Here is a 16,288-nt window from a genome sequence, read left to right as displayed (position 1 = left end):
TAAAATGATACGTTTACTCGACTTTTTCTTTGCTTTATTTGGTTTGCTTATAGCTTTACCATTTTTAGTTATTTTATACGTTATAGGCTTGTTTGATACAGGTTCGCCTATTTTTACACAAGAGCGTGTAGGGCGACATAAAAAACCATTTACTCTTGTTAAATTTAGAACAATGAAGGTTGATACAGCTTCTGTTGCCAGTCATTTAGCAAGTACAGCCTCAATTACACCTTTTGGTGGTTTTTTGCGTAAAACAAAGTTAGATGAGTTACCACAACTTTGGAATGTACTAAAAGGTGAAATGAGTTTGGTTGGACCGCGCCCTGGTTTATTTAACCAAGAAGAGCTAACACTAGCGCGCGAAGCTAAAAATGTTTATTCTGTCCGCCCAGGTATTACCGGCCTTGCTCAAGTAAACGAAATTGATATGTCTACCCCAGAACTCCTCGCACAAACGGATCGTGAAATGATCGACACCCTTACTCTATCGAGTTATTTTAAATATATTTTAATGACAGTTACGGGGAGTGGGAGCGGTGATCGTGTTAAATAGTAACCAAAGTTTAGGTGTCCACTGAGTTGCAAGAGGACTCGCACCCAAGATTTAATTCAAATTTTCATAAAAATCAAATGCTAATGATATTGTATTAGTTTGGTAGCTAGATTCATTTAGTTCAGCTATAATTCATGAAAATTTAACAACTGTTAAGCTGGCTGTCAGCTTAAGTTGGTATGTTAATCGGCAAAAACAAGACAGGGAACTTGTTGTGGATAATATTATTCGCTCTATTTTAAATTCTTCGCGTGCAACTAAGCGCATTATTACTCTTTTTATCGATTCGCTATTTATAATATCAGCGTTTTGGCTTGCGTTAATAGTTAGGCTCGATAGCATTGCACCGCTTAGTAAAGCAGACAACTGGATGTTACTTTTACTACTTGTGCCAACTGCACTGTTTACTTTTATTAATTTAGGTTTGTATCGTGCAGTGCTGCGTTATATGAACTCGCAAGCTTTGTGGGCCATTGTGCTTGGCACCCTTATTAGTACGGTTGCTTTGGTACTTTTTGCTTTTTTTATTGGTGTAGAAATCCCGCGTACTATGCCGTTTATTTTTGCTTGGCTGTGCTTACTTACCGTGGGTGGGGCACGTATTGTTGTACGTGCGATGATTGGTAAATTAACAACAGCAAATAAAGAGTCTGTTATTATTTACGGTGCGGGTTCGTCGGGTCGCCAATTAGCCACAGCGCTGGGCGCAGGGCCTGAGTACTTTGTTCGCGCTTTTATAGACGACGACGAAACAAAGCAGGGCTCTATTATTCAAGGTATTCCTGTTATTGCCTTTAAAGATATTTACGACCTAATAAACAGAGGTAAGGTAAGTAAGGTTTTATTGGCTATGCCAAGTGAGAGCCGAGCCCGTCGTAAACAAATTTTAGCGCAGCTTGAGCCGCTTTCTATTAAGGTGCTTTCTATTCCAGGTATGGCCGATGTAATAGAAGGTAAAGCTAAGCTTTCTGAATTTAGAGATGTTGAAATAGAAGACTTATTAGGTCGCGATTGTGTGGCACCAAAGGCGCATTTATTGGCCGCTAATATTAAAAATAAAGTGGTTATGGTAACGGGGGCCGGTGGCTCAATAGGCTCTGAGTTATGCCGCCAAATAGTAAAGCAAAAACCAACCAAGCTTGTGTTGTTCGAGTTAAGTGAGTTTGGTTTATATTCAATAGAAAAAGAATTAGCAGAGTATATAGCTAATAACCAACTTAATGTTGAGCTAATCCCAATTATGGGCTCTGTACAGCGCATTAACCGAATTGAAACAGTAATGATAGCGTTTGGTGTACAAACTGTTTATCACGCCGCAGCCTACAAGCATGTACCTTTAGTTGAACACAATGTTGTTGAAGGTGTACGCAATAATGTTTTTGGTACTTATTACACGGCTAAAGCCGCTGTAAATGCCAAAGTTGAAACCTTTGTGCTTATATCTACCGACAAAGCAGTGCGCCCTACTAATGTTATGGGGGCTACAAAGCGTATGGCAGAGCTATGTTTACAAGGCTTGGCCCAAAATAAAGGTAAGAACCATAACACGCGGTTTTGTATGGTAAGGTTTGGTAATGTTTTAGGCTCAAGTGGTTCTGTAGTGCCATTATTCCGCAGGCAAATACGTGAAGGCGGCCCAATAACGTTAACTCATCAAGATATTACCCGCTTTTTTATGACCATCCCAGAGGCCGCACAGCTAGTAATTCAGGCTGGTGCTATGGGCAAAGGGGGTGATGTATTTGTACTTGATATGGGCGAGTCGGTAAAAATTATCGATTTAGCCACAAAAATGATTCGTTTATCTGGCTTTGAAGTAAAAGATAAAAACAACCCGCATGGTGATATAGAAATAGTGTGTACAGGCCTTCGCCCAGGTGAAAAGCTGTTCGAAGAGCTATTAATTGGTGACAATGTAGGCGAAACTTCGCATGAGCGCATTATGACAGCAAATGAAGTTATGCTGCCTCTAGCAGAGCTAAACGTATTTTTAGAGGCGCTTGATATCGCTTGTCATAACTTTGATCACGAAACCATAAGGCAATTATTGTTAGACGCACCAACCGGCTTTAACCCGACCGATGGTATTTGTGACCTAGTTTGGAACGCTAAACAAATATCAAGCCATAATATCAATGACTTTGCAGAGCAAGGCAAGGTAGTTAATTTAAAAAATTAAAAAGTATATTTGATCATTTTTTTAAATAAAGGTTGCTACGCAATCGCGCCATGCAAGCATAACGCCTACGGTTTAATGTAGGCGTGAAATTTATTTCGGGCGAAAGGGTTATAAGCAACGAGTTACGAAAAGCGAGATTCGAGCTTGTATAGAGAAGGTTGTTAATGCCGATGAAAAGGTTTACTTTTTCGGCGTTAAAACGCCTCCTGCAATGTGTGATGTGTATCACTTGTAGGCAACGATTTACGAGAGGCGAGCTAGTAAAGCTAAATCGAGAAGGCTGTTTTATGCCGCTGTAAAGGTTTGCTTTTTCGGCGTTAAAACGCCTCCTACAATGTGTGATAAGTATCACTTGTAGGAGGGGCTTTAGCCGCGAATTTTAAAAATAACTTCCGATGCAAACGCGCCATGTAAGCATAACGCCTACGATTTAATGTATGCGTGAAATTATCTCGCGCGAAGGGGGTGTAGGCAACGATTTACGAAAAGCAAGATACGAGCTAGTACAACTAAGTAGATAAGGTTGTTTTATGCCGCTGTAAAGGTTTACTTTTTCGGCGTTAAAACGCCTCCTACAATGTGTGATATGTATCACTTGTAGGCAACGATTTACGAGAGGCGAGCTAGTAAAGCTAAATCGAGAAGGCTGTTTTATGCCGCTGTAAAGGTTTGCTTTTTCGGCGTTAAAACGCCTCCTACAATGTGTGATGAGTATCACTTGTAGGAGGGGCTTTAGCCGCGAATTTTAAAAAATAACTTCTGGTGCAAACTCGCCATGTAAGCATAACGCCTACGTTTTTGTCGCTTTTTATTTGAATTTTAATATTCCAGAATAATATTGCTCGCATCTCGCATCTCGCATCTCGCATCTCGCATCTCGCATTCAAACAACCATTCACTTTCTATCAAGCTTTAAGTTGTTAACGTTGACTTAAACGAACGACAAATAAAGGATTTGATATGAAGGCTGTTATTCCTGTTGCAGGGCTGGGCACTCGCATGCTGCCAATGACTAAGGCTATTCCAAAGGAAATGCTGCCATTAGTAGATAAACCACTTATTCAATATATAGTAAGTGAGTGCGTCGCTGCAGGCATTAAAGATATTGTACTCGTAACACATAGTTCTAAAAACGCCATTGAAAACCACTTTGACACGAGCTTTGAGCTTGAAGCAACACTCGAAAAACGTGTAAAACGTACCCTACTTGAAGAAGTGCGCTCTATTTGCCCTGAAGATGTAACCATTATGCATGTACGCCAAGGCGAAGCTAAAGGGTTGGGCCATGCAGTAATGTGTGCTAAACCGATTGTTGGCGATAACGACTTTGTGGTTGTATTACCAGACGTAATCTTAGATGCGTATACGGCAGATCAAAAAACTGAGAATATTGCTGCGATGATCACGCGCTTTAAAGCGGTTAAAGCAAGCCAAATTATGCTTGAACCTGTTGCCTTTGATGATGTGAGCAAATACGGTATTGCCGACATAAACGGTGTAAAAATTAAAGCGGGCGAAAGCGCCCCTATTAAAACCATGGTTGAAAAGCCAAAAGCTGAAGATGCGCCTTCTAACTTAGCGGTTGTTGGTCGTTATGTATTGTCGAAAGCTATTTGGCCACTACTGGCTAAAACCCCCGCTGGTGCTGGCGGCGAAGTTCAATTAACCGATGCAATCGACGAACTAATGAAACACGAAATAGTTGAGGCTTTTCACATGAGCGGCCGTGCACACGACTGTGGTGATAAACTGGGCTACTTAAAAGCCATTGTTGAATACAGCATGCGCGATGAAAAACTAGGCGCTGAATTCACTGGTTTTATAACACAAATGGTTAACCCCACAGAAAGGCACCTTAAAGCGGTTTAACAAAAAGATTTCAAATATAAGAAGTTAGATATTAGATTTCAGCAGTCAGATCACATACACATTCACACACATTTAGTGGTTAGAAGTTAGTTAATAGCTTTTAACCACTTGCTTTATCCTCTCCCCAACAAAATCTTGTTCAACGCAACTCGCCACTATTTAATTCGTACTATCTTCTTGTTTTTTGATTCTAATGTTATATTTACTTTAATTAAGGATTTTATAATTTTAACTCGGACTCACCTATGCCTAAATTTAATACCTTGTTTTTAAGTTGTGCTGCTGCATTAAGCTTGCCGGCTGTTGCAGACGACATTAAAGCGTATCAATCATTCTCTGGCTACACAGGTTTAATAAATACCCCTAATGCCGAAGTACAATTAAAAGGTACTGCAGATATTGGTTTTAACAATCAACTAGATCTAAGAGGTGTTAAGTATTTAGACGGCCATAACTTTATATTTTCTGCTGGGCTATTTGATGGCCTAGAAGTCAGTGGCCAGATTGCCGCAGAAACAATGCACGACAATATTTTTTTAAGCGAAGGTCGTGGACAGTTACGTGATTTATCATTTAATGCTAAGTATCAATTACCTTATATTCCAAAAAACTGGTTTAGTGTGGCTGTAGGTGCTAAAGATATTGGTGGTGCAGCCAATAACTACGAAACGTATTATGTAGTGGCATCAAAAGAGTTATGGGATTTTAGATTCAGTGCCGGTATTGGTACTAACGAAAAGCGTACAGGTATGATGGACGGCGCCTTTGCGGGAGTTGAGTGGCAACCACTCGAGTGGTTTAGTGTATTAACCGAGTACGATGCCGAAGCAGTAAATGCAGCTGCACGTATTACAGTACCTAAAAAGTGGCTTTACGATATTGGTGAGCTTACTTTAACCAGCCGCTTTTACAGCAGTACCGATTTTTCTGAAGAAAAAGATACCTATTGGGGTGTTAACTTTAGCCTGCCATTGTCTGATGAAGCCAAAAGTAATTATAAACCTGTTGAACCAGCGCCATATGTTGCACCGGTTAGCACTAAACCAATGGCTAAAGTGAATGATCATGGTGTAGGGTTTATTCATACTGCCATGGCTCCAGAACTTGCAGAGCAACCTACGGCAGTAACGCTTGCTAATATTAATAAAGCACCTAAAGAGCTGTCTAATGCAAATTTAGGTGACCAAGTTCTGCAATTAAAAGATGCTTTATTAAATGACGGCTTTGAAAATGTGGTAGTTGGTTTTAACACCAGTACAATTTTTATTAATTTTGAGAACTCGGTATTTAACCGCAACAATGTAGACGCGATAGGTGTTGTACTTGGTCGCATTACAGAAAATGTTAGCATTGAAAACAAGCACTTTAGTGTTCAATTATCTAAGTCGGATTTACCACTAATCGCCATTCAGGGAAATATTGATAACTACCGTGCCTTTATAGAGCGTGGTATAAGCCCTGACTTAAATATTCAACATGGTCGAGCGAGTATCCCAGAGGGGGTTGTGTGGGCAGGTAAAGCACAAGCAAGCCCATACTTTAAGCCTCGTTTAACAGTAAGCCCAGTGCTTTCATCAACATATGCTACTGAGTTTGGTGTTTTTGATTATTCGGTAGGTGCACGTGCAACACTTGATATACCGCTTTGGAAAGGAGCGGGTATTAATGTGGCTGCGCAAACTATCATTGAAGAAAGTGACGACTTTGAAGACCGTAAAGTATTTGATAATTACAGCCTTGACGAAGGCATTGTAAATGCAAGTTTGTATCAAACCTTTGCGTTACCGTTTGGTTTTTATAACCAAACGCAAATAGGTTTTTATAAAGATTTTTTTGATTACAAAGCGATTATTAACGAAACAGCATGGCTCAGCCCTGAAGGTCGCCATAAAGTAAGTGCAAAATTAGGCTATTTTGATTTTGCTGATTACAGAGCGACTCGCGAGTATCAAACGCTTTCTTATCAATACAACTGGGTAGAACACGATATTACTTTACACGCCACCGGCGGTAATTATTTTTACGAAGACAGTGGCTATAAGCTAGAAAGCCGTTTTTGGTTTGGTGACAGCTACGTAGGTGTATATTATCAAGATACTGAATCGCAAAAAGTAGGTGTTGCAATTAGCATTCCGCTTACTCCACGTAAAGACATGAATGTTACGCGTTATGGTCAGTTAAAAGGCCAAGCTGCATGGCGTACTTCTGTTGGCACACGTATCGGTAATGATGTAAATACCCTGATATTTAATGAAGCTTATGCGCCTACATCATCAATCACACTCGATAACACGGTGTTTAATAAAGGCCGCTTAAATGCAAGCTACATTTACAACAACCTAGCGCGCATGAAAGAAGCGTATGAGAGTTATAAATAACGCAGAGTAACGAGGAACGAGTTACGAAAAGCGAGCTAAATAAAAAAGCCAAGGAGTGGCTATGTATTATGAAAACCTTGATGTTTGGAAAAGATCTTTTAAATTAAGTCTTCTAGTTTACAAAAGCTTGTATGCATTAAAAGATTATGGTTTGAAGGATCAGATGTGTCGTTGCTCGGTTTCTATACCGAGCAACATTGCCGAAGGTTATGAGCGTTTTTCTCAAAAAGAAAGGGCTCACTTTCTTTCAATAGCAAAAGGCTCAGTTGGTGAATTGAAAACACAAATCATGCTAGCTTCTGAGTTAGGCTACCTCCAAGAAGATAGCTATTTGTTTATTTTAAATGAATGTGAAGAAATAGGTAAAATGTTGGGTAAGCTAATTTACATAATTAAGAATAATTAACGTATTCTTGTAAACTCGCTACTCGCTACTCGCTACTCGCTACTCGCTACTCGCTACTCGCTACTCGCTACTCGCTACTCGCTACTCGCTACTCGCTACTCGCTACTCGCTACTATTTCTATTCCTATTTCTTTTCCTAAAACCTGTTCGAGTTTTTCTGCTAATGTCTGTTTTGCTTGTTCATCGCCATGAACGATTTTAATTAAACGGGGTTTTTTACGCATACCGGTTACAAACTTAATTAATCCGGTTTGATCTGCGTGGGCGCTGTAGCCGCTAATTGTGTGGATTTGTGCGTTTATGGTTACTTTTTCGTTATTTATAAATACATAACCATTGCGTGGCCCATAGGTTTGAATATCGCGCCCAAGAGTTCCTTGTCCTTGGTAGCCTACAAAAATGACATCGGTTGTTTTGTCTGGTAAAAAGCGAGCTAGATAATTCACAATTCTGCCACCGCTGCACATGCCACTTGCTGCAATAATAATGGCAGGCTGTTGTTTAGAATCTAAAAAGTTAATAAGTGCTTGGTGCTCTTGGTGAGTGTCGATGGTATGTAACTGGCTAAAATCGAGCGGATGGCGGCCTTGGTTTATTCTTTTTTTAGCTTCGTCGTCCCACAGTTCTTTAAAGTGCAGGTACTCAGTCGTGAAATTTGCCGCCATGGGGGAATCTACAATAATTTGCAGTGTATGCCACATGGAGCGTTTACTAGCGGTATGAATAATTTGTTCAAGCTCGTATAGGAGCTCTTGCGTTCGGCCAATACTAAAGGCAGGTATAAGCACCACTCCGTTGTCGCTTACAGCTCGCTCAATAACCTTTTTAAGCATTGTTACTCGCTCTTTTCTGCCTTGATGGTTCTTATCACCGTAGGTTGACTCAATAACGAGAGTATCAGCTTTATAAGGTGGCTTAGGAGTAGGTAACAGTGGTGTATAGGGGGCGCCTAAATCACCAGAAAAAACGACGCGATGTGTATTTGGTTTACTGCCAAGTTCAATTTCAATATAAGCTGAGCCTAAAATATGCCCAGCACGCTGCAAACGAAACTTTGTTTTTAGCTGTAAGTCATCGAGAACATGCCACTGATTAAAATCAATCGCAATAATTTGTCGTTTAAGCAATTTAAGGCAAGTGCGGATCATGCTTTCATCGCGGGTGACGCCTACTTTTAAAGCATCTTCAATCACCATAGGCAATAGTTTAGCACTTGCCAAAGAGGTATAAATAGGCCCTCTGAAACCTGCTGCGAGTAGGTATGGAATACGACCAACATGATCAATGTGGCAATGGGTAACAAGAAGCGCTTTTAATGTTGAAATATCAAATTCGATATTAAGATCGTGTTTGCTCTCTTCTCCCTGAAACAAACCACAATCAACAAGTAAAGAAGCCGAGTCGTTTATGAATAGCTGGTGGCATGAGCCAGTTACGCCGTTCACCGCTCCATGGTGTTTTATATGCATAATATACCTTCGGTATTAATGGGGTAGTTTTCAGCATAGAGGTTATTGGTTGTTAGAGCAACGGATGATAAGGCATAGGTAACCATAACGAGCAACGAGATAAATAAGTAACGAGTTACGAGAAGCGAGATGCGAGATGCGAGCTAAACCGTGAAGGATGTTTAATACCACTGAACAGGTTTGCTTTTTCGGCGTTAAAACGCCTCCTACGTGTGATGTGTGTCACTTGTAGGAAGGGCTTTAGCCGTGAAAGGGTTATAGTAACGAGTTACGAAGTACGAGATGCGAGCTAGTACAGCTAAATCGAGAAGGTTGTTTGATATTGCTAAAGGGGTTTGCTTTTTCGGCGTTAAAACGCCTCCCACGCGTGAGATGTGTGTCACTTGTAGGAGGGGCTTTAGCCGTGAATCCTATAAAAGACGTTGCTGCGCAAACGCGCCATGCAAGCATAACGCCTACGGTTTAATGTAGGCGTGAAATTTATTTCACGCGAAGATGACTAACCTCTATCTTTCTAACCTCTAACCTCTAACCTCTAACCTCTAACCTCTAACCTCTAACCTCTAACCTCTAACTTCTAACTTCTAACCTCTAACTTCTAACCTCTAACTTCTAACCTCTAACTTCTAACCTCTAACTTTTAACCTCTACTTCAGTTCATCCCTCATTTATCTCTAAAATCGCTTTAAGGGTATGTTCTTTGGCGAGAATATCGCGGTATAGGGCAAACTGGTTGCGGGCACGTTCTAGGTTATGGTGTGCATGCTTGGTGGCAAAGTAGTTATCACCATCGATAAAGTCGGTTAAAAAGCGCAGGCCTATCATAAAGGTCATGACTTTTGTACCAAGCCAAAAGCTTTCTTTTTCGGCGTCGGTAATAACCTCTTTTAACGGTTCTACATAACCTTTTACGATAGCGGCGAAGATCTCTTCGCGAACGCGCACGTTGTTTAAATTCGTAGAGTCTTCTTGTTCTGGTGAGCAGAATGTACGCACCATGTCACCAAAATCAAACAACCAGTAGCCTGGCATGCAGGTATCTAGGTCGATAACGGCTTTGGCATCATCTGACTGCTTACAAAAAAGCATGTTGTTTATTTTCGTGTCGTTATGGCAAGGTCTAAGTGGAATTTTACCTTCAAGCTCTTTTAGTTCATCGACTAGCGTATATTGGTTTAAGCAAAAATCAATATCGCTTTGGCAAAGCGCAACTCTGCTTGCTGGGTCATGTTCGATGACCTTTTTGAAAGCGTCAAAACGCATCGCTAAATTATGAAAATTAGGAATGACATGATGCAGCTGGTCAGCTTCAAAGTCTTGCAATGCTAAAGCGAATTGTCCAAATGCATTGGCTGCAGTTTGTGCCTGCGAAATAGTTGCAACAACATCTTCGCTGTAACTGCCGCCAATAAATTCGAGTGCACGCCATACACCGTGATCGTACTCAACCAAAAAGTCATTTTTTATTGTGGGTACATGGCGAATAATGTCTAAATCATACTCACCTTTTTGGTGTTTTTCTGTTAAATGCTGTTCAATCAAACGTGCATTTTCGACCAGTTGCTCTGGGTGTGGAAACACATCGGTATTGAGCTTTTGCACAACTAGCGCATGTTCATCCGTTTTTAAAAGCATTGTGGTGTTGATGTGGCCGTTGCCAATTGGTTTTAGACTTACATCCACTTTGTTTAGGCCAAAACATTCAGATAAATGCGCTGCAACTGGGTTAGACTTCATAGGAAATTCACTTTTAATTTGCATTTGAACAGGTGTGCTTGTTGTTAGTTCGTCCGTGATGTAATTCATAAAGCTTTTTTGAAACCTTTTCTAGCTCTGATCTGTAAGTAACACCATACCAAGCAGATTGAGCTTGGTAGACAGCCACTGATTGAAATGTGTTTTTGATTGCTTTTTGGATTTGGTCAGGCAAATAATACTCTTTTGTGACACCGTTGTCATTATCTTCTAGAAACTCAGAAAAACCACTCTCTAAATACTCAAAAATACGTGGTGTAATTCCCCAAAAGCTCATTGAGCCTAGTGCATCATTCGCTATTTCGCATTGTTCACTGTGTGGGTTATTGCCATAAAGCGTGTTGTTCTCACGTTTTATATCTAAATACTCAACCACATCGATAAGATAACCTTGCTGATCTACTTTACATACCCCTCGGTTAACGCCACCTTGCTTTGAAAGCGTGTCTTTAATTGGGTACCCAACCATTGCCCACTGCGAGTTGTGTTTAAAATGTTCTGCGATAATCTCGAATGATGAAGCACCGTAATAATCATCGGCGGTGATCACAATGGCAGGGTTATGAACAAACGGTTTTGCACATAAAAGTGCGTGGCCTGTCCCCCAAGGTTTAGTGCGCGTTGTGGCTAAAGAGCTAAATTTAGCGGGTATCGTTGTGATTTCTTGTTCTACGAGCACAATATCGAGTGATTTAGGTAAGCGAGGTAAAATGGTAGCCTCGAACTCTGCACGTATTTTTTTATTAATCACGATGACAACTTGGCTTACCCCCGCGTTTACTGCATCGGCAATACTGAGTTCCATAATGGTACAACCAAGGCCTGGGATCTCAGCAATTTGCTTATTTCCACCAAAACGGCTACCAAGCCCGCCCGCCAATACGATTAAAGTTAGAGAGTGTTGTGTCATTGCGCATTCAGAGTGAAAAAACAAAGGAAAAGTTTACCAGAAATATTTACGGCGTAGGAGGGGCTTGAACCTTGAAATTATAAGTAACGAGATAAATAAGCAGCGAGTTACGAAAAGCGAGATGCGAGATAAATAAGTAACGAGATAAATAAGCCGCGAGTTACGAGAAGCGAGATGCGAGCTAAATTGAGCTGGTTGTTTAATGTCGCTGAACAGGTTTACTTTTTCGGCGTTAAAACGCCTCCCACGTGTGAGATGAGTGTCACTTGTAGGAAGGGCTTTAGCCGTGAATTTTAAAAGAGACGTTGCTGCGCAAACGCGCCATGCAAGCATAACGCCTACGGTTTAATGTAGGCGTGAAATTTATTTCGCGCGAAGGGTTTATAAGTAACGAGTTACGAGAAGCGAGATGCGAGCTAAACCGAGATGGTTGTTTATTATTGCTGAAAAGGTTCGCTTTTTCGGCGTTAAAACGCCTCCTACGAGTGTGATGTGTATCTTTTGTAGGCGTGAAATTTATTTCGCGCGAAGGGTTTATAAGTAGCGAGTTACGAGAAGCGAGTAACGAAGTACGAAAGGCGAGCTTGCATAGAAAAGGGTGTTTAATATTGCTGAAAAGGTTTGCTTTTTCGGCGTTAAAACGCCTCCTACGTGTGTAATATGTATCACTTGTAGGAAGGGCTTTAGCCGTGAATCTTATAAAAGATGTTGCTGCGCAAACGCGCCATGCAAGCATAACGCCTACGGTTTAATGTAGGCGTGAAATTTATTTCGCGCGAAGGTACTCTTAGCTCGTATCTCGGTTCTACATCTTGTTATTCTCGCTTTACCTTGGCGGTCGGTGGTATATTCTCTTTGGTAGGTAATAAAACCGTTTAGGTAGATAATTATGGCAAAAGATAGATACGCGCCAAAAGCGCTTGGCGATATTATGGCTGGCTTGAGTGGCCGTCTTGCGTCGTATGCTGGAAAAACGCAAGGTCTTTCGAGCCAACAAGCTATTCTTGATGAGTTTTTAGGGGAAATACTGTCTAAAAAATGCCGCGTAAGTAACTATCGTGATGGTACGTTAATGATCGAAGCTGTTTCTGCGCCTATTGCGCTGCGTTTAAATTATTTAAAAATGGATATGCTTTCGCACTTTCGTGCTGCGGGTATGGCAGAGCTCGGGCAAATTAAAATAACAGCGAATCCGCAAGCAACCCAACGTTTATCAGCCTCACCAAAACACGACAATAAACCCGTTTCTAAGCGCAAAATGAGCGAGCAAACAGCTGATTACTTAACGGCTATCGCCGCTGATGCACCGCCATCGCTGAAAGAAAAACTTGAGCGCTTGGCATTGCACGGGCGAAAGAAGTAACTTGTAGGCGTGAAATTTATTTCGCGCGAAGGTTTATAATAGAAGTTAGAAATTAGAAGTTAGATATTAGAAGTTAGAAATTAGAAGTTAGATATTAGATATTAGATATTAGAAGTTAGATATTAGAAGTTAGATATTAGAAGTTAGATATTAGAAGTTAGATCACGCAGCTTGCTTGAGATTAAAGTGGATTTATTTTGTTCTAACCACTAACCACTAACCACTAACCACTAACCACTAACCACTAACCACTAACCACTAACCACTAACCACTAACCACTAACCACTAACCACTAACCACTAACCAAATCGCCTTTTTTCACCCCACATCTTGATTTTATTTCGAATGTCGCCATATCTATCGGGTGGTTTAATTTTCGTGTTTTTTTGCGGGGTTAAACTAAAGTTTACGGCTGATTTTTAAATTTTCTTGCTGAAATTCCATATCTTCACGCTGAGATGGTTTGATGTTGCGCAGACTCTGGTATGATAGCGCACGAAATAAGCGGTGTTTTGAACAGCGTACAGATAAATTGTTAATTAATATGCTCTACATCATAAGCATAAGCGCATATTAATTATCAATTGTAGAAAGTGGGTTAGCTAACGAGTAGCTAACAAAGAATATATTGTAACGGTTTTATCATGATATCTAATTTATTTACCAAGATTTTTGGTAGTCGCAATGACCGCACTATTAAAAACCTAAGAAAGACGGTCGCACTGATCAATGCGCTTGAAACGCAATTAGAAGCGCTTTCTGATGAAGATCTAAAAGCAAAAACAGCAGAATTTAGAGAGCGTTACGATAACGGACAAAGCCTAGATGATATTCTACCAGAAGCATTTGCTGTGGTACGTGAAGCATCTAAGCGTGTAAATGGCATGCGTCATTTCGACGTACAGCTACTAGGTGGTATGGTATTACACCAAGGCCGTATCGCAGAAATGCGTACCGGTGAAGGTAAAACACTAACGGCAACATTGCCTGCATACCTGCGTGGTTTAACGGGTAAAGGTGTTCATGTTATTACCGTGAACGACTACCTTGCAAAGCGTGACGCAGAAACCAACCGTCCATTATTTGAATTCCTTGGCCTAACCGTAGGCTGTAATGTGCCAGGTATGATGCCACAGCAAAAGAAAGTGGCTTACAGTGCCGACATTACTTACGGTACAAATAACGAATTTGGCTTTGATTATCTTCGCGATAACATGGCATTTAGCATTGACGAGCGTGTTCAACGCCCACTTTACTACGCTGTAGTGGATGAGGTGGATTCAATCCTAATCGATGAAGCGCGTACGCCGCTTATTATCTCAGGCCCAGCTGAAGACAGCTCTGAGCTTTACATCGAAATCAACAAGATTGTGCCAGAACTTGAGCTGCAAGAAAAAGAAGACGAAGAAGGCGTTGAAGGCGACGGCGACTTTACTATCGATGAAAAGTCTAAGCAGGTTCATTTAACTGAGCGTGGCCAAATTAAGGTTGAAGAACTACTGATTGAGCGTGGCTTAATCGAAGAAGGTGATTCACTTTATTCAGCTTCAAGTATCACATTATTAAGCCATGTTTACGCAGCACTGCGTGCGCATAAGCTTTATCAAAAAGATGTTGATTACGTTGTTAAAGAAAACGAAGTAATTATCGTTGATGAGCACACAGGCCGTACAATGGAAGGCCGTCGTTGGTCAGAAGGCTTACACCAAGCTGTTGAAGCAAAAGAAGGTGTACGCATTCAAAACGAAAACCAAACATTGGCATCAATCACATTCCAAAACTACTTCCGTTTATACGACACGTTAGCGGGTATGACGGGTACAGCAGACACAGAAGCGTTTGAGTTCCAGTCTATTTATGGTTTAGACACGGTTGTAATGCCAACTAATAAACCGATGATCCGTGATGACCGTGCCGATCTTGTGTATTTAACACAAGAAGAAAAGTACGAAGCCATCCTTGCCGATATTAAAGACTGTCAAGAACGTGGTCAGCCAGTACTTGTGGGTACTATTTCTATCGAAAGTTCTGAGTACTTATCGCAATTCTTACGTAAAGAAAAAATTAAGCACAATGTACTTAATGCTAAATTCCACGCGCAAGAAGCCGACATTGTTGCTGACGCGGGCTTACCTGGCACAGTAACGATTGCCACTAACATGGCCGGTCGTGGTACCGATATCGTGTTAGGTGGTAACTGGCACAGCGAAATTGAAAAGCTAGAAAACCCAACTGATGAGCAAATCAAAACGATTAAAGAAGAGTGGCAAAAGCGCCATGATGCAGTAATCGAAGCTGGTGGTTTACACATCATTGGTACTGAGCGTCACGAGTCGCGCCGTATCGATAACCAGTTACGTGGTCGTTCTGGTCGTCAAGGTGACGCAGGTTCGAGCCGTTTCTACTTATCAATGGATGATGCGTTAATGCGTATCTTTGCGGGTGAGCGCATGACTAACATGATGCGTAAACTGGGCATGCAACGTGGCGAAGCAATTGAGCACCCTTGGGTTAACCGTGCAATCGAAAACGCACAACGTAAAGTTGAAGCGCGTAACTTCGACGTACGTAAACAACTTCTTGAGTACGATGATGTTGCAAACGACCAACGTCGCGTAGTTTACTCGCAGCGTAACGAACTACTTGAAGAAGGCGATATTTCAGAAACTATCACTGCAATCCGCAGCGATGTTCTTAATGGCATGATTGACCAATACATTGCACCGCAAAGCTTAGCGGAAATGTGGGATATTCCAGGCCTAGAAGAACGCTTAAAGCAAGATTTCTTAATTGAACTGCCAATTTCACAATGGCTAGCTGAAGACAGTAAACTTTACGAAGAAAAACTGCGTGAGCGTATCGAAGAAGCCGTTGAGCAAGCATACAAGCAAAAAGAAGAGATGGTGGGCGATTCAGTACTACGTCAATTCGAAAAAGCGATTATGCTACAAAGCCTAGACCAACACTGGAAAGATCACTTGGCTGCAATGGATCATCTTCGTCAAGGTATCCACTTACGTGGTTATGCACAGAAGAATCCGAAGCAAGAGTACAAGCGTGAATCATTCGAGCTATTCTCTGAAATGCTTGAAAACTTAAAAATCGACGTAGTGAGTATTTTAAGTAAAGTTCAAGTACGTGCAGAAGAAGATGTTGAAAAGGTAGAAGAGCAACATCGTCGTAGCGAAAATGCACCACGTGAATACCAACACGAAGAAGCTGAGCACATTGGCGGCGAAACGCCACAAGGTGCTGTAGTTAGCCACCGTGCAGAGCCTAAGGTAGGCCGTAATGAGCCGTGCCCATGTGGTTCAGGTCAAAAGTTTAAACAGTGTTGTGGTAAATTAAAGTAACCAAAACACTGGGATAAAAAGCGACGCTTGCGTCGCTTTTTTTATGATTGAG

At 41.2% G+C, this 16,288-nt stretch carries 10 protein-coding genes; 7 read left to right on the top strand and 3 right to left on the bottom strand.

Annotated features, from left to right (window positions below):
• The first annotated feature begins 4 nt into the window (after window positions 1–4).
• From GZH31_RS14585 to GZH31_RS14565, 5 genes are all read left to right on the top strand, one after another.
• Complete coding sequence (locus GZH31_RS14585) at window positions 5–553, top strand: sugar transferase (protein WP_180311160.1); 549 nt, start codon at window positions 5–7, stop codon at window positions 551–553.
• A 214-nt stretch (window positions 554–767) separates the two neighbouring features.
• The gene (locus GZH31_RS14580) at window positions 768–2,732 is read left to right on the top strand and encodes a nucleoside-diphosphate sugar epimerase/dehydratase (RefSeq protein ID WP_180311159.1); all 1,965 of its coding nucleotides are present in this window, start codon (window positions 768–770) and stop codon (window positions 2,730–2,732) included.
• A gap of 960 nt (window positions 2,733–3,692) precedes the next feature.
• The gene (gene galU / locus GZH31_RS14575; protein ID WP_180311158.1) at window positions 3,693–4,601 is read left to right on the top strand and encodes a UTP--glucose-1-phosphate uridylyltransferase GalU; all 909 of its coding nucleotides are present in this window, start codon (window positions 3,693–3,695) and stop codon (window positions 4,599–4,601) included.
• Window positions 4,602–4,846: 245 nt separating this feature from the next.
• Window positions 4,847–6,979: a YjbH domain-containing protein gene (locus GZH31_RS14570; protein ID WP_180311157.1), complete on the top strand. Its 2,133-nt coding sequence runs from the start codon at window positions 4,847–4,849 to the stop codon at window positions 6,977–6,979.
• A 61-nt stretch (window positions 6,980–7,040) separates the two neighbouring features.
• A complete protein-coding gene (locus GZH31_RS14565; RefSeq protein WP_180311156.1) occupies window positions 7,041–7,385 on the top strand; it encodes a four helix bundle protein in 345 nt (114 codons plus the stop codon).
• Between the two features lie 95 nt (window positions 7,386–7,480).
• On the opposite strand, the gene GZH31_RS14560 is transcribed toward GZH31_RS14565, so the two are convergent.
• From GZH31_RS14560 to GZH31_RS14550, 3 genes are all read right to left on the bottom strand, one after another.
• Complete coding sequence (locus GZH31_RS14560; RefSeq protein ID WP_180311155.1) at window positions 7,481–8,854, bottom strand: MBL fold metallo-hydrolase RNA specificity domain-containing protein; 1,374 nt, start codon at window positions 8,852–8,854, stop codon at window positions 7,481–7,483.
• A gap of 657 nt (window positions 8,855–9,511) precedes the next feature.
• Entirely contained in the window at window positions 9,512–10,591 is a 1,080-nt protein-coding gene (locus tag GZH31_RS14555) for a phosphotransferase enzyme family protein (protein WP_180311656.1), read from the bottom strand.
• Window positions 10,592–10,604: 13 nt separating this feature from the next.
• Window positions 10,605–11,519 carry an NTP transferase domain-containing protein gene (locus GZH31_RS14550; RefSeq protein WP_083633656.1) on the bottom strand — a complete coding sequence of 305 codons (915 nt, stop codon included), beginning with the start codon at window positions 11,517–11,519 and terminating at the stop codon, window positions 10,605–10,607.
• Window positions 11,520–12,408: 889 nt separating this feature from the next.
• Here GZH31_RS14550 and GZH31_RS14545 point away from each other — a divergent pair.
• Both GZH31_RS14545 and secA read left to right on the top strand, forming a co-directional pair.
• Complete coding sequence (locus GZH31_RS14545) at window positions 12,409–12,882, top strand: DUF721 domain-containing protein (protein WP_075593942.1); 474 nt, start codon at window positions 12,409–12,411, stop codon at window positions 12,880–12,882.
• Between the two features lie 645 nt (window positions 12,883–13,527).
• Entirely contained in the window at window positions 13,528–16,236 is a 2,709-nt protein-coding gene (gene secA / locus GZH31_RS14540; protein ID WP_036973239.1) for a preprotein translocase subunit SecA, read from the top strand.
• Window positions 16,237–16,288 lie beyond the last annotated feature (52 nt).

Origin of the sequence: Pseudoalteromonas sp. JSTW (assembly GCF_013423925.1) — a bacterium.
Taxonomy (GTDB): domain Bacteria; phylum Pseudomonadota; class Gammaproteobacteria; order Enterobacterales; family Alteromonadaceae; genus Pseudoalteromonas; species Pseudoalteromonas lipolytica.
This window is presented reverse-complemented; position numbering and strand designations above follow the sequence as displayed.

Excerpts from the sequence above, each read along its gene's own strand:
- secA (WP_036973239.1), top strand. The coding sequence starts at position 13,528 with ATGATATCTAATTTATTTACCAAGATTTTTGGTAGTCGCAATGACCGC.
- GZH31_RS14550 (WP_083633656.1), bottom strand. The coding sequence starts at position 11,519 with ATGACACAACACTCTCTAACTTTAATCGTATTGGCGGGCGGGCTTGGT.
- GZH31_RS14555 (WP_180311656.1), bottom strand. The coding sequence starts at position 10,591 with ATGAAGTCTAACCCAGTTGCAGCGCATTTATCTGAATGTTTTGGCCTA.
- GZH31_RS14560 (WP_180311155.1), bottom strand. The coding sequence starts at position 8,854 with ATGCATATAAAACACCATGGAGCGGTGAACGGCGTAACTGGCTCATGC.
- GZH31_RS14585 (WP_180311160.1), top strand. The coding sequence starts at position 5 with ATGATACGTTTACTCGACTTTTTCTTTGCTTTATTTGGTTTGCTTATA.
- galU (WP_180311158.1), top strand. The coding sequence starts at position 3,693 with ATGAAGGCTGTTATTCCTGTTGCAGGGCTGGGCACTCGCATGCTGCCA.
- GZH31_RS14545 (WP_075593942.1), top strand. The coding sequence starts at position 12,409 with ATGGCAAAAGATAGATACGCGCCAAAAGCGCTTGGCGATATTATGGCT.
- GZH31_RS14570 (WP_180311157.1), top strand. The coding sequence starts at position 4,847 with ATGCCTAAATTTAATACCTTGTTTTTAAGTTGTGCTGCTGCATTAAGC.
- GZH31_RS14565 (WP_180311156.1), top strand. The coding sequence starts at position 7,041 with ATGTATTATGAAAACCTTGATGTTTGGAAAAGATCTTTTAAATTAAGT.